At 51.7% G+C, this 17,647-nt stretch carries 15 protein-coding genes; 4 read left to right on the top strand and 11 right to left on the bottom strand.

The window, feature by feature from the left end; genetic code table 11:
• Positions 1-2: 2 nt before the first annotated feature.
• The 10 genes from skp to rpsB all read right to left on the bottom strand — a co-directional run bounded on the left by skp (position 3) and on the right by rpsB (position 10,797).
• Positions 3-497 (bottom strand): molecular chaperone Skp, encoded by a 495-nt coding sequence (gene skp / locus M1D91_RS04100; RefSeq protein WP_437433351.1) that lies wholly within the window; start codon positions 495-497, stop codon positions 3-5.
• Between the two features lie 114 nt (positions 498-611).
• The gene (bamA, locus tag M1D91_RS04095; protein ID WP_437433352.1) at positions 612-3,026 is read right to left on the bottom strand and encodes an outer membrane protein assembly factor BamA; all 2,415 of its coding nucleotides are present in this window, start codon (positions 3,024-3,026) and stop codon (positions 612-614) included.
• A 31-nt stretch (positions 3,027-3,057) separates the two neighbouring features.
• On the bottom strand, positions 3,058-4,407 hold the full coding sequence (gene rseP, locus M1D91_RS04090; protein ID WP_437433353.1) for a sigma E protease regulator RseP: 1,350 nt from the start codon (positions 4,405-4,407) through the stop codon (positions 3,058-3,060).
• A gap of 11 nt (positions 4,408-4,418) precedes the next feature.
• Positions 4,419-5,276: a phosphatidate cytidylyltransferase gene (gene cdsA / locus M1D91_RS04085; protein ID WP_437433354.1), complete on the bottom strand. Its 858-nt coding sequence runs from the start codon at positions 5,274-5,276 to the stop codon at positions 4,419-4,421.
• 12 nt (positions 5,277-5,288) lie between these two features.
• Positions 5,289-6,047: a (2E,6E)-farnesyl-diphosphate-specific ditrans,polycis-undecaprenyl-diphosphate synthase gene (ispU, locus tag M1D91_RS04080; RefSeq protein WP_437433355.1), complete on the bottom strand. Its 759-nt coding sequence runs from the start codon at positions 6,045-6,047 to the stop codon at positions 5,289-5,291.
• 181 nt (positions 6,048-6,228) lie between these two features.
• The gene (gene ispC, locus M1D91_RS04075; protein WP_437433356.1) at positions 6,229-7,428 is read right to left on the bottom strand and encodes a 1-deoxy-D-xylulose-5-phosphate reductoisomerase; all 1,200 of its coding nucleotides are present in this window, start codon (positions 7,426-7,428) and stop codon (positions 6,229-6,231) included.
• Positions 7,429-7,522: 94 nt separating this feature from the next.
• On the bottom strand, positions 7,523-8,080 hold the full coding sequence (frr, locus tag M1D91_RS04070; RefSeq protein ID WP_437433357.1) for a ribosome recycling factor: 558 nt from the start codon (positions 8,078-8,080) through the stop codon (positions 7,523-7,525).
• Positions 8,081-8,231: 151 nt separating this feature from the next.
• The gene (gene pyrH, locus M1D91_RS04065) at positions 8,232-8,957 is read right to left on the bottom strand and encodes a UMP kinase (protein WP_035891961.1); all 726 of its coding nucleotides are present in this window, start codon (positions 8,955-8,957) and stop codon (positions 8,232-8,234) included.
• A 145-nt stretch (positions 8,958-9,102) separates the two neighbouring features.
• Positions 9,103-9,954, bottom strand: a complete 852-nt coding sequence (gene tsf / locus M1D91_RS04060) for a translation elongation factor Ts (RefSeq protein ID WP_437433358.1) — start codon at positions 9,952-9,954, stop codon at positions 9,103-9,105.
• A gap of 117 nt (positions 9,955-10,071) precedes the next feature.
• Complete coding sequence (gene rpsB / locus M1D91_RS04055; protein WP_437433359.1) at positions 10,072-10,797, bottom strand: 30S ribosomal protein S2; 726 nt, start codon at positions 10,795-10,797, stop codon at positions 10,072-10,074.
• A 399-nt stretch (positions 10,798-11,196) separates the two neighbouring features.
• On the opposite strand from rpsB, the gene map reads away from it, so the two are divergent.
• From map to M1D91_RS04035, 4 genes are all read left to right on the top strand, one after another.
• Entirely contained in the window at positions 11,197-11,988 is a 792-nt protein-coding gene (gene map, locus M1D91_RS04050) for a type I methionyl aminopeptidase (RefSeq protein ID WP_437433360.1), read from the top strand.
• A gap of 274 nt (positions 11,989-12,262) precedes the next feature.
• Positions 12,263-14,938: a bifunctional uridylyltransferase/uridylyl-removing protein GlnD gene (gene glnD / locus M1D91_RS04045; RefSeq protein ID WP_437433361.1), complete on the top strand. Its 2,676-nt coding sequence runs from the start codon at positions 12,263-12,265 to the stop codon at positions 14,936-14,938.
• Positions 14,939-14,970: 32 nt separating this feature from the next.
• Positions 14,971-15,795, top strand: a complete 825-nt coding sequence (gene dapD, locus M1D91_RS04040) for a 2,3,4,5-tetrahydropyridine-2,6-dicarboxylate N-succinyltransferase (RefSeq protein ID WP_437433362.1) — start codon at positions 14,971-14,973, stop codon at positions 15,793-15,795.
• Between the two features lie 121 nt (positions 15,796-15,916).
• Positions 15,917-16,306 (top strand): DUF3461 family protein, encoded by a 390-nt coding sequence (locus M1D91_RS04035; protein ID WP_437433363.1) that lies wholly within the window; start codon positions 15,917-15,919, stop codon positions 16,304-16,306.
• A gap of 100 nt (positions 16,307-16,406) precedes the next feature.
• Here M1D91_RS04035 and cdaR read toward each other — a convergent pair whose 3' ends face one another.
• Positions 16,407-17,564, bottom strand: a complete 1,158-nt coding sequence (gene cdaR, locus M1D91_RS04030; RefSeq protein WP_437433364.1) for a DNA-binding transcriptional regulator CdaR — start codon at positions 17,562-17,564, stop codon at positions 16,407-16,409.
• Between the last annotated feature and the right edge of the window lie 83 nt (positions 17,565-17,647).

Below are 17,647 nucleotides of genomic sequence, written 5' to 3'. Positions count from 1 at the left end.
ACTTATTTAACCTGTTTCAGCACATCAGCGGTGATGTCTTTCACGTCACTGCTGTTGTAGATAGCAGCGTTAGCCGGGATAACCAGGTCTACGCCCTGATCCGCAGCAACTTTCTTCACTGCAGCCTGAATACGCGTCATCAGCTTGCCACGTTCTTCATTAGAACGACGAGCCTGATCCTGCTCGAATGCCTGACCTTTCTGCGCGAGATTCTGACGCTGGGACTGGATATCTTTTTCCAGCTTGGTACGTTCCGTCGCTTTCATCGTGGAACCGTCACGCTGATAACGCTGCATTTTGGTCTGCAGGTCAGATTCCAGACGCTGAAGCTCGCTGGCACGGCTACCGAACTCGTTTTTCATGGTCTGAGAAACGCCGGAAGTCTGCGCAACCTGTTGGAACAGGCTGTTCATATCCACGACAGCAATTTTGTCAGCTGCCTGAGCAGAAGAAGCCATTGCCAAACCGAAACCTGCAGCTAATAACAACTTTTTCACTATAAACTCCTCACCATCCCAATTGTACCCTGAGGTACCGTTCTTTGCGTTGGCGGGCGGTGTCTGTCACCGCCACGACCATCACTACATCATGCATTCCATCGCAGTGGCACGTTACCAGGTTTTACCAATGTTAAACTGGAACTGTTCTGCCTTGTCTCCATCGTACTTCTTAAACGGCTGGGCGTAGGAGAATACCAACGGCCCCAATGGGGACATCCATTGTAGTGCGATACCCGCAGACATACGGATATTGCTTGGATCACTATAATCCGGGACACCCAGCGCTTTCATATCAGCAGTATTCTGCCAGTTGGTATCCCATACGGTACCTGCATCCCAGAAGAAGGAGGTACGTACTGAGTTTGCATATTTTTCGCTGATAAACGGCGTTGGGGTAATCAACTCTACGCTGGCAACACCCATGGCGTTACCACCCACCGCATCATCAGAGCTACAGTATTTTTCTGTCGTCGAATCACAGTTATCCAGGCCACGGCCGCCGTAGTAGACCGCTTTTGGACCGATGTTGTTGGACTGGAAACCACGAACCGTGCTGGAACCACCGGCATAGAAGTTTTCATAGAACGGCATCTCTTTACCGCCCAATCCATCACCATACCCCCAACGCGTACGTCCAAGAACAACCCAGCTATGATCTTCATCGATAGGGAAGTAGGACGCGGTGTCTACCGTTACTTTGTAGAACTCGTTGTCGGATCCTGGGATCGTTACTTTACCATTCAGGTTGACGCGCGAGCCTTTTGTCGGGAAGTAGCCGCGGTCAAGGTTGTTGTAAGTCCAACCGTAGTTGAAGGTAAAGTCGTTGGCATTATAGCCGTTGTTATCACTGGTCGTGCTGGACGTTTGACCTACGGAGTCCAGATAACGCCACATCGCCACCTGCGGTTCCATATTAGACAAGTCATTATGGACATAGCCTAAACCAAGGCGGAGGGTGTTGTATTCGTTAATCGGGAAGCCGAGCGTGCCATCCAGACCATAACTTTTGTTGGTATAGGAGGACAAATCCGCATCGTCAGCTTTAAAGTCATTGTAGAAGATGCGCCCACCAAGGCTGACACCATCTACCGTAAAGTACGGGTTAGTGACAGAGAACTCGGAGTAGGTCTGGTAATCGTTCTTGGTGCCGTTGATACCAACAGAATAACCCGTACCCAACCAGTTATCCTGCTGAACGCCGACCTGGAAGCTCACGCCGCTTTCAGTACCGTAGCCCACACCAAAGTTGAAACTACCGGTGTTACGCTCTTTGACTTTATAGACAACATCCACCTGGTCTGGACGACCCGGCACGCGCTGCGTATCCGCATCTACGGTCTCGAAGTAACCCAGACGGTTCAGACGCTCTTTACCCTGGTCAACGAGATCGCTGCCAAGCCACGCCCCTTCCATCTGACGCATCTCGCGACGCAATACAGCGTCTTTGGATGTGTCATTCCCTTCAAAGCGGATTTTACGGACGTAGTAACGGTTACCGGCGTCAACGTTGACGTGCAGCTTAACGGTTTTGTCGGTATCGTTGATTTCAGGCTGAGACTGAACACGCGGGTAGGCATAACCATAGCGACCCAGAAGCTTTTTAATATTATCTTCCATTTTGGTCACTTTGGCGCCGTTATACAGCTCGCCCGGCTCAATTTTGGTCAGGCTTTCAATCTCAGCAGAGTGCCCCGCAAGATTACCGCTCACCTGTACGCTTGAGAGTTTGTACTGATCGCCTTCCGTCACATTGATGGTGATATAGATGCCTTTTTTATCGGGCGTCAGACTCACCTGCGTGGAATCAATATTGAAACGCGCGTAGCCACGATCCAGATAGTAACTGCGCAGGGATTCGAGATCGCCCGCCAGTTTTTGCTTCTGGTATTTGCGATCGCCGACCACGTTCCACCACGGCACTTCGTCACGGAGCTGGAAGGTGGAGATCAACTGTTCGGTACTAAAGGCATGGTTACCGACGATGTTGATCTGCTGGATCTTCGCTGAGACACCTTCCTGGAAGACCAGTTTGAGATCAACACGATTTCGCGGCAGCGGCGTGACAACAGCCTTCACGCTGGCGCTGTATTTACCCACACTGTAGTAGAAATCTTCCAGCCCTTTTTCAATATCAGCAAGGGTGGTGCGATCGAGGGATTCGCCAACACGCACGCCAGAAGCTTCGAGATTCTGCTTCAGCATGTCATCTTTCACCGCTTTGTTACCGGAGAAAGTGATACTGGCGATTGTCGGGCGTTCTTTTACCTGAACAAGAAGGGTATCACCGTCGCGAAGTACGCGAACATCCTCGAAGTTGCCAGTGGCAAACAACGCACGAATGGTGTTACTGACATCTTCATCATTCACCGTATCGCCCGGACGGACCGGCATACTGAGGAGGGCCGCACCAACGGCGACACGCTGCAGGCCTTCGAAATGAATGTCCTTCACTACGAACCCGTCAGCACCGTATACGGTGGCGCTGCTGAACAGCAGCGACGCTATGAGCAACTTTTTCATCGCCATCGTTATTATGCGTTCTTCCTAACAAACTCTCTCATAACCGAGAGAAATCATTGAAAAGTGCAAGCCCCATTAACAACACCAGCAATATCGAGCCAATGCGGTAGCTAAAGTCTTGAACTCGCTCGGATACCGGTTTACCTTTCAGCTTTTCAATCGCCAAAAACAACAGATGTCCCCCGTCCAGGACAGGTAATGGAAACAGGTTGATTATCCCCAGGTTCACGCTGATTAAAGCGAGGAACATCAGGTAGTAAATCACCCCGAACTCTGCTGACATCCCAGCCCCCTGAGCGATCGAAATCGGCCCACTGAGGTTGTTCAGTTTTACGTCACCGGTTATCAATTTCCCCAACATACTGACCGTAAGCTTCATTAATTGCCAGGTCTTATCCGTGGCCTCGGCAATAGCGCTGAATGGTCCGTACTGGCGTACTGTCTTGTATTCATCTGGCAGAGGGATGATTTTTGGCACAACGCCAGCAAACCCTTCTGCTTTGTTACCGGGCTTTGTATCCGGTATCAGTGTTAAAGACAAGGAACTCCCTTGCCTTTCGATGTCCAGCGCAAGTGATGTACCCGGATTATCCCTCACCAGGGTTACAAACGTCATCCATTGCGTAAGTGGCTGACCATCGACTTTAACGATCCTGTCGCCAGCTTGCAAACCTGCTTTGCTGGCAGCAGAACCTGATTGTATCTCAGCAAGCACCGGTTCAATCTGCGGACCACGAGGTCGAATCCCTAATGACGCTACCGGATCCTCTCTGTCAGGCTCAAAATGCCACTGGCGCAAATCAAGAACTTTGTCCTGGCGGCTGTCGCTGCCAAAAGGTGCCACGCTGAGGGTCGTTTGTTTGTCACCGATTTTTGACACCAGTTGCAAACGCACAGCATCCCAATCAGGCGTTTCGATACCATCAATTGCTTTAAGTTCCGTACCGGGTGTAATTTGCGCATGTGCCGCGATGGAATCGGTGGTTATTTCACCAATAACCGGCCGCACGCCAGGGACGCCAATGATAAACACCAGCCAGTAAGCAAAAATGGCAAAAAGAAAATTGGCAATAGGCCCTGCAGCAATCACTGCCGCACGCTGGCCTACGGTTTTGTTGTTAAAGGCGTGGTGGCGCATTTCTGGCGTTACCGCCTCAACGCGCTCATCCAGCATTTTGACGTAGCCGCCAAGTGGAATCAGGGCAATGACAAATTCAGTCCCCTGCTTGTCATGACGGCGCCAGAGCGCTTTACCAAACCCAATGGAAAAGCGTTCAACCCGGACGCCGCAACGGCGAGCAACCCAGAAATGGCCAAACTCGTGCACGGTGATAAGCACACCAAGTGCAACAATAAACGCTGCCAGATTCCAGAGAATGCTCACCATAAATCCTTCCGTCAAATCGTCCTGAAAACCAGCAATAACAGGCAAGCAAATACGGGTACTGCTGCTGTCAAACTGTCGATGCGATCCAGTATACCGCCATGACCCGGAATTAGATGACCACTATCTTTAATTCCCGCTTCACGCTTAAACATACTTTCCGTTAAATCACCCAGCACTGATGCCAGGGCCGCCACAACGGAACAGATAAACAGTGTGGAGATCGTTACATCCAGGTTTGCCCAGGCGCCATACCCCCAGGAAATAATAGCGGCGGTGAACAAGCCACCAATGAAGCCTTGCCAGGTTTTACCCGGGGAGACTTTTGGCGCCAGCTTATGCTTACCAAAGAGTTTACCGAACATATAGGCACCCGAATCCGCTCCCCAGACCAGGATCATAACGTACAACAACCACAGCGCACCGCTGTAGTGGTTGTCATCATAGTGCCAGGAACGTAATGCCAGCATACCCCAGAAAAAAGGGATGATAGTGAGAATGCCGAACATCAACCGCAGGACTTTTGAATGACGCCAGATCCCTGCAGAAGCCGGATACCCTAGCACCAATAACAATGCGACCAGCCACCATCCCAATGACGCCCACAGGGATATTTCAACCAATGGCTGATGAATATTGTGATGGTACTCCGGGATGGTAAACAGCATGGCTGCCAATACAAAGCCGCATAGCACTGCAAGCCAGACGCGTTGCGTACGGGAGGTGAAGCCGCTCAGTTGCCCCCATTCCCATGCAGCCAGCATACACACGACCAGTGTCACAATCGCAAAGCCCATCGGCGGCAGCAAAAACAGTGCGGCGATGACAATGGGTATTAATACAAACGCGGAAATCAGGCGATACTTCAGCAAAAGCTACCCCCATCAGGCATTATCGCTGCCGGGCTCGGTGCCGCCGAAGCGACGTTCTCGATTGGCAAAGGCATGCAGCGCACCTTCAAAGTCTTGTTCATCAAAATCGGGCCAAAGAACATCTGTAAAGTAAAGTTCGGCATAGGCAATTTGCCAAAGTAAAAAATTACTTATGCGATGTTCCCCACCAGTCCTAATCACTAAATCTACGGGGGCCAGTTCATGCATGCAGATTTGCTGGCTCAGCGCCTCTTCATCAATCTGTTCAGGACGCAATAGCCCTTCCTGAACCTGAGCGGCCAGCTGCCGCACGCCCTGCACGATATCCCAACGCCCGCCGTAATTCGCTGCGATATTTAGCGTCAGCCCTGTATTCTGAGCCGTTAACGCCTCCGCTTTACGAATGCGCTCCTGCAAACGCGAATTGAAGCGGCTTGTATCACCAATAATTCGCAAACGCACATTATGGCGATGCAGGCTTTTCACTTCACTATCCAGGGCCCATACAAACAGTTCCATCAGCGCCGTTACTTCCTGCGCCGGACGGTTCCAGTTTTCACTACTAAACGCATACAGCGTCAGCGCATCGATTCCGCTATTGGCGGCGAATGAAACCGCACGGCGAACCGATTTTGCACCAGCCCGGTGGCCAAAGGCGCGGATTTTTCCTTGTCTTTTCGCCCAGCGACCATTGCCGTCCATAATAATGGCAACATGACGACAGCCATGCGCAGGCAAATTTTCGCTTATTGGTTGATTAGCAGACAACATAACGCGTTTTAGTCCCTGAAAAGGATTTAGCGGTACTCAGGAATACAAAGCCCTTACGCAAAAAAGCCGTGTCAACCACGGCTTCACCTCAGCGCCAGGTTTAACTCTGGCAATTGGGTGCGCAGACTATACCACTGAAGCCTAACGCTAACAAATAGCATGACTTAGCGTGGCTGGATTATCACCAGCTTGCGAGGCGTATCACTTGTTTTCGCGCAACGTCACGAGCCAGTCGATCCACTGCAACAACATCGTCAATACTTTGCGGTTCGCACAACGTCATCTGTTCCAGAACAGATAAATTAAGGGCTGCGATATCCGTAAATCGAATGTCAGACGCCAGAAATGCTGCCACCGTCACCTCGTTCGCCGCGTTTAACGCGGTGGTCGCCGCCTGTCCTTGCGCAAAAGCATCAATGGCCAGCTTCAGACACGGGTAGCGATCATAATCCGGCTCGGCAAAGCTGAGGGCACTGAGTTTACAGAAATCGAGGCTATTCACACCGGATGGCACGCGTCCAGGCCAGGCCATGGTGTGTGCAATTGGCGTGCGCATATCCGGTTCACCCAATTGTGCCAACACGCTGCCATCCAGATAACGAACCATGGAGTGGATCACCGATTGCGGATGGATCAACACTTCCATCTGACGGGCAGAGGCATTAAACAGCCAGCGTGCTTCAATGTATTCCAGACCTTTATTCATCATAGTGGCTGAATCAACAGAGATTTTTCTCCCCATCGACCAGTTCGGATGGCGACAGGCTTGATCCGGCGTCATCGCAGCCAGTTCAGCCAGTGGCGTCTCCCGAAATGGACCACCAGACCCGGTGAGCAAAATCGACGATACGCCGTTCTGCTCCAGATCAGCGTACCCCAGGTTCTGTTGGATTGGTTCCGGTAAACTCTGAAAAATAGCGTTATGTTCACTATCTACCGGCAGAAGCTGCGCCCCGCTCTCCTTAACCGCCTCCATAAACAGACGACCGCAGGTTACGAGAGATTCTTTATTGGCGAGCAGAACGGTTTTACCAGCACGAATCGCGGCAAGCGTAGGAACAAGGCCCGCAGCACCGACTATCGCCGCCATGACCTGGTCGACTTCATCAAGGGCAGCCATTTCACACGCCGCCTGTTGACCGCTCATGACCTCTGTGCGGCTGTTATGCTGCCGTAAAATAATGCGGAGTTCTTTGGCACTGGCCTCATCGTCCATTACCGCAAATCGCGGCGTGAACTCAAGACACTGCTCGACCATGCGTGCAACGTTTTTACCTGCAACCAGCGCAGTCACAGTAAACCGCTCAGGATTGTGGCGAACCACATCAAGCGTGCTGCAGCCAATGGAACCGGTGGAGCCCAGAAGGGTTATATGCTTCATGAAACGCTCACACTATCGCGAGGATAAAAAAGCAAAACGCCGCCAGCAAAGCCGCATCGCAGCCCTCTGTACGGCGTTTTAATCAAGAGTTGAATCAGAACTGCATCAGTTCTGCTTCTTTATCTGCCAGCGCCGCATCAATTTTCTTGATGGCGGCATCTGTCAGCTTCTGCACATCGTCCTGAGAACGACGATCGTCGTCTTCACTGATCTCTTTCTCTTTCAGCAGAGCTTTAACTTTGTCGTTGGCGTCACGACGCACGTTACGCACGGAAACGCGGCCCTGCTCAGCTTCACCACGTACCACTTTAATCAGGTCTTTACGACGCTCTTCCGTCAGCGGTGGCAGCGGAACGCGGATGTCAGTGCCCGCTGAACTTGGGTTCAAACCCAGATCGGAAGCCATAATTGCTTTCTCAACGGCAGGACCCATAGAGCGATCGAATACGTTGATTTTCAACGTACGGGTGTCTTCTACGGTGACGTTAGCCAACTGACGCAGCGGCGTCGGCGTACCGTAGTATTCCACGACGATACCATCAAGCAGGCTTGGGGAAGCACGGCCGGTACGGATTTTGCTGATTTGGGTTTTGAAGGCTTCAACGCATTTGTCCATGCGTACTTCAGCATCTTTTCTGATGTCGTTAATCACGTTACGAATCCTTGAAATCTTGTCTCAGGCAAACCATACGCCACAGGTGTGGTTAGTATAGTCTCGTTCAGTACAAGGCACCGTGAAAGATGCCTGCCATAATCGCTAAATAATAAAGCGGAATCTTACCTTTATTTGTTGCCTACGGGAATTATTCCGTGATCAACGTGCCTTCTTTTTCGCCCATGACAACGCGACGCAGCGCACCAGGCTTATTCATGTTAAAGACACGGATAGGTAATTTGTGGTCACGTGCCAGGGTAAAGGCTGCCAGATCCATCACTTTCAGCTCTTTATCCAGCACTTCGGTATAAGTCAGTTGCTCATACATGGTGGCAGTGGGATCTTTTGCCGGATCGGCAGTAAAGACGCCATCAACCTTGGTTGCTTTCAGTACCACATCGGCTTCGATTTCGATGCCGCGCAAACATGCAGCAGAATCAGTGGTAAAGAAAGGGTTACCCGTACCGGCGCTCAGAATGACCACACGGTTATTGCGCAGCAGGCTAATAGCTTCAGCCCAGCTGTAGTTGTCACAGACGCCATTCAACGGAATAGCGGACATCAGGCGGGCGTTCACATAGGCGCGGTGAAGCGCATCGCGCATGGCCAGACCGTTCATGACAGTGGCCAACATGCCCATGTGGTCGCCCACAACGCGGTTCATACCCGCTTTCGCGAGTCCTGCACCACGGAACAGGTTACCGCCACCAATCACCACACCAACCTGAATACCCAGTTCCACCAGTTCTTTGATTTCCTGAGCCATACGATCAAGGATGCTTGCGTCAATACCGAAGCCTTCCGTACCCTGAAGAGCTTCACCACTCAACTTAAGCAGAATACGTTTATAGACGGGTTTTGCATTGGTAGCCATGTTTCTTTCCTGAGACTGTCAACGATTGAGATGAGTTAATTCCGGCGACATTGTACGTCGCTTTTCAGCGCAACCTCTATAAGGGTTAGCTGAATTTACAAGACGGGGACAAAAAGAAGCCGCCCTCAGGCGGCTTCTTTTTTAATTAAGACTGCTTGGACATTGCAGCAACTTCTGCTGCGAAGTCAGTCTCAACTTTCTCGATGCCTTCACCTACTTCGAAGCGGATGAAGTTAGTTACGTCAGCGTTGTGCTCTTTGAGCAGCTGAGCAACAGTTTTGCTCGGATCCATAACGAAAGGTTGACCAGTCAGAGAAACTTCGCCGGTGAATTTCTTCATGCGGCCTTCAACCATTTTCTCTGCGATTTCTTTCGGCTTGCCAGACTGCATGGCGATGTCCAGCTGAACCTGGAACTCTTTCTCAACGACTTCAGCAGAAACGTCTTCCGGCTTAACGAACTCAGGCTTGCTTGCAGCGATGTGCATGGCCAGCTGTTTAACCAGCTCTTCATCAGCGCCTTTAGCAGCAACCAGAACACCGATACGTGCGCCGTGCAGGTAAGAACCCAGTACTTCGCCTTCCAGAGCAGCAACACGACGGATGTTGATGTTCTCACCGATTTTAGCAACCAGCGCAACGCGTTCTTCTTCGAACTGTGCTTTCAGAACTTCAACGTCAGTGATTTTGCCTGCTACAGCTGCGTCCAGAACTTTGTTAGCAAATGCCTGGAAACCGCCATCTTTCGCAACGAAGTCAGTCTGGCAGTTAACTTCCAGAATGATGCCGTAGGTACCGTCGATCTTAGTGATGATCACGCCGTCAGCAGCTACGTTGCCTGCTTTTTTCGCTGCTTTGATAGCACCGGACTTACGCATGTTTTCGATTGCCAGCTCGATGTCGCCGTTAGCTTCAGTCAGTGCTTTTTTGCAATCCATCATGCCTGCGCCAGTACGTTCGCGCAGCTCTTTTACCAGGGATGCGGTAATTTCAGCCATTCTTTAATCCTCGGGAGAGATGACCTGCCCGGCAATCAGCCAGACAGGTGTAAAAGTGAAAAAGGGGCCAAAAAGTGGCCCCTATCCATACTCGGTACTAATAAGGGCTGGACCTTATTATTCAGCTTCTACGAAGCTTTCTTCCGCCTGAACAGCCAGATCCTGAGAACGGCCTTCACGTACGGTAGCAGCAACAGCATTCAGATACAGGCTAACTGCACGGATTGCGTCGTCGTTACCCGGGATAACGAAGTCAACACCGTCCGGATCGGAGTTGGTATCAACGATAGCAAATACCGGGATACCCAGGTTGTTTGCTTCTTTGATCGCGATGTGTTCGTGGTCAGCGTCGATAACGAACAGTGCGTCCGGCAGGCCGCCCATGTCTTTGATACCGCCAAGGCTGTTTTCCAGCTTGTCCAGTTCACGAGTACGCATCAGCGCTTCTTTCTTGGTCAGCTTGTCGAAAGTACCGTCCTGAGACTGAGTTTCCAGATCTTTCAGACGTTTGATGGACTGACGAACAGTTTTCCAGTTAGTCAGCATGCCGCCCAACCAGCGATGGTTCACGAAGAACTGATCGCAGTTGTTCGCTGCTTCTTTCACCGCTTCGCTCGCAGCGCGTTTAGTACCAACGAAAAGGATTTTGCCTTTACGAGAAGAGATCTTGTTCAGTTCAGCCAGAGCTTCGTTGAACATCGGTACAGTTTTCTCAAGGTTGATGATGTGAACTTTGTTACGTGCGCCGAAGATGAAAGGCTTCATTTTCGGGTTCCAGTAACGGGTCTGGTGACCAAAGTGAACACCAGCCTTGAGCATGTCGCGCATGGAAACAGTTGCCATGATTAAAACCTCTATATAAAAGTTGGGGTTATGCCTCCACGTATCCCATATTACCGACCCCAAAGGGCACCCCGGAATATGTGTCGATACGTGTGTGTTATTTACACAAAGTGAGATTTGTCGACTTCGTTCCGAAGAGGAACGTGAGTCCGGCGCGCTTTATACCACAAACAGCGACCAGACTCCAATTATTGTTAATGGAGAACCGCCCGCTGAACAGTGAATTTCCTGTGACAATTCACGGCGCCCGGTAGACAAGGGTAGCACCTTTGCGTAAGGGGAGGCACAAAAGGCACCGGGCAGAATGATTCTCAATGTGGCACCCGCCAGGCCAGACTGTTACCATTAGCAGCACTTGAACTAAATAATGTCGAAAATCGGCACTGATGGACAGAATCAATGGCTATCTCAATTAAGACCCCTGAAGAAATCGAAAAAATGCGCGTGGCTGGCCGCCTTGCTGCAGAAGTGCTGGAGATGATCGAGCCTTATATCAAGCCTGGCGTGAGCACCGGCGAACTGGATCGCATCTGTAACGACTACATCGTTAACGAGCAGCATGCGGTTTCCGCCTGCCTCGGCTATCACGGCTTCCCGAAATCCGTCTGTATCTCCATTAACGAAGTGGTCTGCCACGGTATTCCGGATGACGAAAAAGTGCTGAAGGATGGCGATATCGTCAACATTGACGTGACCGTCATTAAAGACGAATACCACGGCGACACCTCCAAAATGTTTATCGTCGGCAAGCCTACCATCCTCGGTGAGCGCCTGTGCCGTGTAACTCAGGACAGCCTCTATCTCTCCCTGCGGATGGTGAAACCGGGCATCCGCCTGCGCTCGCTGGGCGCGGCCATTCAGAAGTATGTTGAAGGCGAAGGTTTTTCCGTTGTACGTGAGTATTGTGGACACGGCATTGGCCGCGTTTTCCATGAAGAACCCCAGGTTCTGCACTATGACGCGGATGATGGCGGCGTGGTATTACAGGCGGGCATGACCTTCACCATTGAACCTATGGTCAACGCTGGCGATTATCGCATCCGTACGATGAAAGACGGCTGGACAGTTAAAACGAAGGACCGCAGCCTGTCTGCCCAGTACGAACATACCATCGTGGTGACCGAGAATGGCTGTGAAATCCTTACCCTGCGTAAAGATGACACCATCCCCGCCGTTCTCACGGCTGAGTAATCTCTTTTTTGTCATGAGAAGCGGCCTGCAAAAGGGCCGCTTTTTTATAATTGATTCAGAAAAAACGCTTATTTCTTGAGTATGTAAGCACGCGTTTTTCTTATGCCCCGTGTCATGTTTCATAAAGATAAACGTCTTTTCATTTCCCGTTATCTCTTTTAATTTGTCTGCTTAGACGCTTGTCTTAATCTTTTATGAATACGTGTTGTCCGCATCGGCACATTTGACGGCCAGCGGCGTGTTTCGCTGTCCCATTGCGTAGGGTGGCCCGCTAATGAGCAATACCTTTTCTGAACAGTTTGTCAGTACCGTAAAACCTTCCCTCCCCGGCCAACCCGCTTATCCGGGCGACTGGCCCTCAAGTGAACTGACCTGTGCCAGTATCAAAAGCCACATCGATACTTTCCAGCAGTGGCTGGGACATGTCTTCGATGCCGGCCTCTCCGCTGAGCAGTTGATAGAAGCGCGCACCGAGTTTATCGACCAGTTACTGCAACGCCTGTGGCTGGACTACGGCTTTGGTGAACAGAGCGATGTGGCGCTGGTCGCCGTTGGGGGCTATGGCCGTGGCGAATTGCACCCCCTGTCGGATATTGATTTGCTGATCCTGAGTCGGACAAAACTCGCCGATGACCGTGCGCAGAAGATTGGAGAACTCCTTACTCTGCTCTGGGATGTGAAGCTGGAAGTAGGTCACAGCGTGCGTACGTTAGAGGAGTGCCTGCTGGAGGGGCTATCCGATTTAACCGTCGCCACCAACCTGATCGAGTCGCGCCTGTTAATTGGCGATGTCGCGTTATTTCTTGAACTGCAAAAGCACATATTCAGTGAAGCCTTCTGGCCCTCCGAAAAATTTTTCCCGGCGAAAGTGGTGGAGCAGAACGAGCGCCATCAACGCTATCACGGCACCAGCTACAATCTGGAACCGGACATTAAAAGCAGTCCGGGCGGGTTGAGAGACATCCACACGCTGCAATGGGTCGCCCGCCGCCATTTCGGTGCCACCTCAATGGATGAGATGGTCGGCTTTGGCTTTTTGACCGAGGCCGAACGCAACGAGCTGAACGAGTGCCTGCACCTGCTCTGGCGGATCCGTTTTGCTCTGCATCTCGAATTGAACCGCTACGATAACCGCCTGCTGTTTGACCGGCAGCTCAGTGTGGCGCAACGCCTGAACTATGTAGGGGAAGGCAATCAGCCCGTCGAACATATGATGAAGGATTTCTACCGGGTTACCCGTCGCGTAACTGAACTGAACCATATGCTTTTACAGCTGTTCGATGAAGCCATTCTGGCCCTGACCACGGATGAGAAACCTCGCGCCATTGATGATGAATTCCAGTTGCGCGGTACACTGATTGATCTGCGTGACGAGACGCTGTTTATACGCGAGCCGCAGGCGATATTGCGTATGTTCTACATCATGGTGCGGAACAGCAGCATAACCGGCATCTATTCGACAACACTGCGCCATTTGCGCCATGCCCGCCGTCATCTGACTCAACCGTTGTGCTATATCCCCGAAGCACGCGCGATTTTCCTGAGCCTGTTACGTCATCCTGGTGCCGTTAAGCGCGGATTACTGCCCATGCATCGTCACAGTGTTCTTTGGGCCTATATGCCGCAGTGGTCGCATATTGTGGGGCAGATGCAATTTGATCTGTTTCACGCCTATACCGTCGATGAGCACACTATCCGGGTAATGCTTAAGCTTGAGAGCTTCGCGGAGGAAGCCACACGAGCGCGGCACCCGCTTTGTGTTGATCTCTGGCCCCGCCTGACGCACCCCGAACTGATTTTAATGGCCGCCCTTTTCCATGATATCGCCAAAGGTCGCGGTGGAGACCATTCCATACTTGGCGCGCAGGATGTGCTGAAATTTGCCGAACTGCATGGGCTTAACTCACGTGAAACACAGCTGGTGGCCTGGCTTGTACGTAATCACTTGTTGATGTCGGTCACTGCGCAACGGCGCGATATTCAGGATCCGGAAGTCATTAAGCAATTTGCCGAGGAGATCCAAACCGAAAATCGCCTGCGTTTTCTGGTTTGTCTGACCGTTGCTGACATCTGCGCCACCAACGAGACACTTTGGAACAGCTGGAAACAGAGCCTTCTGCGAGAGCTCTATTTTGCTACCGAGAAACAGTTGCGCCGTGGGATGCAGAACACCCCGGATATGCGTGAGCGCGTTCGTCATCATCAGCTCCAGGCGCTGGCGCTGTTGCGAATGGACAATATTGATGAGGAAAAACTGCACCAGATCTGGGCGCGATGCCGTGCTAACTATTTTGTACGACACAGCCCAAATCAACTGGCCTGGCATGCACGGCACTTACTGAACCACGATCTGACCAGGCCTTTAATATTGCTTAGTCCGCAGGCGACACGTGGCGGGACCGAAATTTTTATCTGGAGCCCTGACAGACCCTATCTGTTTGCCGCTGTCTGCGCCGAACTCGATCGTCGCAATCTGAGCGTCCATGATGCCCAGATTTTCACCACCCGTGATGGCATGGCGATGGATACCTTTATCGTGCTGGAGCCGGACGGCAGCCCTCTCTCCGCAGACCGGCACGATGCCACCTGCTTCGGCCTTGAGCAGGCCATTACTCAGCGCTCATGGCAACCGCCGCAGCCACGTCGTCAGCCGGCCAAACTGCGCCACTTTAACGTCGAGACCGAGGTCAATTTCCTGCCGACCCATACGGACAGAAGAACGTTCCTCGAACTGATTGCCCTCGACCAGCCAGGTTTACTGGCCCGCGTCGGTAAGGTGTTTGCCGACCTCGGTATTTCGCTCCACGGGGCGAGAATTACGACAATTGGTGAGCGAGTAGAAGATTTATTTATAATCGCGACAGCCGAGCGGCGCGGCCTTAATAATGCGCTGCAACAAGAGGTACAACAACGGTTGACAGAGGCCCTCAATCCAAACGATAAAGGGTAACGTTTTTTTTTACAGAGATGGAAAGAGTCATAATGCAGCAGTTACAGAACGTTATTGAAGCCGCTTTCGAGCGTCGCGCAGAAATCACCCCGGCAAACGTGGATACCGTTACCCGTGAAGCGGTTAACCAGGTTATCTCCCTGTTGGATTCAGGCGCACTGCGCGTCGCAGAGAAGATTGACGGCCAGTGGGTGACTCACCAATGGCTCAAAAAGGCCGTTCTGCTCTCGTTCCGCATTAACGATAATCAGGTTATCGACGGCGCAGAAAGCCGCTACTTCGATAAAGTGCCGATGAAGTTTGCTGACTATGACGAAGCACGCTTTCAGAAAGAAGGTTTCCGCGTAGTGCCGCCAGCGGCAGTTCGTCAGGGAGCCTTTATTGCCCGTAACACCGTACTGATGCCCTCCTATGTCAACATTGGCGCCTATGTCGATGAAGGGACCATGGTTGACACCTGGGCCACCGTCGGCTCCTGTGCGCAGATTGGTAAAAATGTCCACCTGTCTGGTGGCGTGGGTATCGGTGGCGTTCTGGAGCCGCTGCAGGCGAACCCGACTATTATTGAAGATAATTGCTTTATTGGCGCACGTTCTGAAGTGGTGGAAGGTGTTATCGTCGAAGAGGGTTCCGTCATCTCAATGGGCGTCTATATTGGTCAGAGCACGCGCATTTACGATCGTGAAACCGGTGAAGTGCATTATGGTCGCGTACCGGCTGGCTCCGTCGTCGTTTCCGGCAACCTGCCTTCTAAAGATGGCAAATACAGCCTGTACTGCGCAGTCATCGTTAAGAAAGTCGATGCAAAAACCCGTGGTAAAGTCGGTATCAACGAACTGCTTCGTACCATCGATTAAGCAATCCCCTCTCCCGATTTGAAAGAGGGTGATATATACCGCCTTTTTAGCACATTCAAGTGGCGAAAATAGATTTTTTCGTTAATTATTCATAGGTTATGTTGAGCTTAAGGGTACCGCTATGTACGATAATCTGAAAAGTTTAGGCATTACCAATCCTGATGAAATTGACCGTTACAGCCTCCGCCAGGAAGCCAATAATGACATCCTGAAAATCTATTTTCACAAGGACAAAGGCGAATTTTTTGCCAAAAGCGTGAAGTTTAAATATCCCCGCCAACGCAAGACGGTGGTCGCGGATGGGGTCGGTCAGGGCTATAAGGAAGTGCAGGAAATCAGTCCGAACCTGCGCTACGTTATCGATGAGCTTGACCAGATTTGCCAGCGTGACCGCACGGATGTGGATTTGAAACGCAAGATCCTGGACGATCTTCGCCATCTTGAAAGCGTGGTTGCCAATAAGATCAATGAAATTGAATCTGACCTGGAAAAACTGACGCGCAATAAGTGACGGGGATGGGCGCACTCTGCTGCCCTCGCCCCGCCCTCTCTTACAGGAGAGGGAGCAGACATCAAAAACGGCAACCCTGCGGCTGCCGTTTTGCTTTTACTTAGCGCTGTTCATCCAGCTGCAGCGCCACATACAGCAGCAATCGATCGTCAAAATTCCCCAAATCTAATCCCGTTAATTCAGAAATGCGATTCAGGCGATATTCAAGCGTATTACGGTGAATAAAGAGCGCTTTTGAGGTCGCCAGTGGCTGCACGTTATGACGAAACCACGCTGACAGGGTACGGCGCAGCAGACCGTTGTTGTCCATTGCTTTAAGGCGCTGTAGCGGACGTGAGAGTTCATTGGCCTGCCAGCCGCCGCGAAGGCTGTCGAGTAAAACCGGCAGCATCAGGTCCTGATAGAAATAGCTACGGCTTTCCGGCATCCGCTGTTTACCCACCATCATGGTGGTGCGGGCAGTACGGTAGGAGCGGGCAATGCTTCCTGGCCCGGTAAAATAGTTACCCAGAGAAACACGAAAACGCAGCTGCCCGTTTTCTTTCATGCGCTGAATCAGTTGTTCAACGCGTTTACGATGATCTTCGGCATCCCAACGGCCAAACTGGTTGAGCGCAGGTTTCAGCACCACCATCTCTGTCAGTGAGACAATCGCAATAAGGTTGTTGCGCTCAGGGGTTGTCAGGGCGTTTTGCAGCTGCTGAAGCTCGGCCATTGCGCTGTCGACGCCCAACTGCCCGCTGTCCACTTCAACAACGGCGACCACGCGCGGCTGATTCAGATCGATACCTAAACGTTGTGCCCATTCGGTCAGGGCAGGCGTGTGCTCTTCCGCCTGAATCAGGTTCATGACCAGCTCTTCACGCAGGCGGCTATCCTGGGCAAGCAGATGCATTAACCGGGACTGCTCCAGCATCATTTCGGCGGTCATGCACACCAGTTCACCGTACTTGCGCAACGATTCCGGTTCTCCCGTCAGTCCAATGACACCGACTATCTCCCCTTCCAGACGCAGCGGCAGGTTGATGCCCTGACGAACGCCGTGCAGATGACGCGCAACGGCATCATCAATATCGACCACGCGTCCCTGGGCAAGCACAAGCAGTGCGCCTTCGTGCAATTCCCCAATTCGTTCGCGATCGCCACTACCAATGATGCGGCCACGGGCATCCATGACGTTAATGTTCGTATCGATGATACGCATGGTGCGTGCCACGATATCCTGTGCCATTTTAGTATCAAGATGCCAGCCAGCCATGTAACCCTCCCGTGAGCAGAGCCCAAGCATATGAGAGAAAATCATGCCGTGCACTGTGCATATGCACAAAGCCAGAATCAGAA

The organism is Enterobacter sp. SA197, assembly GCF_054131575.1.
The sequence above is the reverse complement of the archived record's forward strand: the minus strand, read 5'-3'. Positions and strand labels throughout refer to the sequence as shown.

Bases quoted from the DNA above. Each gene is read 5' to 3' on its own strand.
- map (WP_437433360.1), top strand. From the start codon at position 11,197: ATGGCTATCTCAATTAAGACCCCTGAAGAAATCGAAAAAATGCGCGTG.
- tsf (WP_437433358.1), bottom strand. From the start codon at position 9,954: ATGGCTGAAATTACCGCATCCCTGGTAAAAGAGCTGCGCGAACGTACT.
- bamA (WP_437433352.1), bottom strand. From the start codon at position 3,026: ATGGCGATGAAAAAGTTGCTCATAGCGTCGCTGCTGTTCAGCAGCGCC.
- rseP (WP_437433353.1), bottom strand. From the start codon at position 4,407: ATGGTGAGCATTCTCTGGAATCTGGCAGCGTTTATTGTTGCACTTGGT.
- rpsB (WP_437433359.1), bottom strand. From the start codon at position 10,797: ATGGCAACTGTTTCCATGCGCGACATGCTCAAGGCTGGTGTTCACTTT.
- pyrH (WP_035891961.1), bottom strand. From the start codon at position 8,957: ATGGCTACCAATGCAAAACCCGTCTATAAACGTATTCTGCTTAAGTTG.
- M1D91_RS04035 (WP_437433363.1), top strand. From the start codon at position 15,917: ATGTACGATAATCTGAAAAGTTTAGGCATTACCAATCCTGATGAAATT.
- glnD (WP_437433361.1), top strand. From the start codon at position 12,263: ATGAGCAATACCTTTTCTGAACAGTTTGTCAGTACCGTAAAACCTTCC.
- cdaR (WP_437433364.1), bottom strand. From the start codon at position 17,564: ATGGCTGGCTGGCATCTTGATACTAAAATGGCACAGGATATCGTGGCA.
- ispC (WP_437433356.1), bottom strand. From the start codon at position 7,428: ATGAAGCATATAACCCTTCTGGGCTCCACCGGTTCCATTGGCTGCAGC.
- ispU (WP_437433355.1), bottom strand. From the start codon at position 6,047: ATGTTGTCTGCTAATCAACCAATAAGCGAAAATTTGCCTGCGCATGGC.
- dapD (WP_437433362.1), top strand. From the start codon at position 14,971: ATGCAGCAGTTACAGAACGTTATTGAAGCCGCTTTCGAGCGTCGCGCA.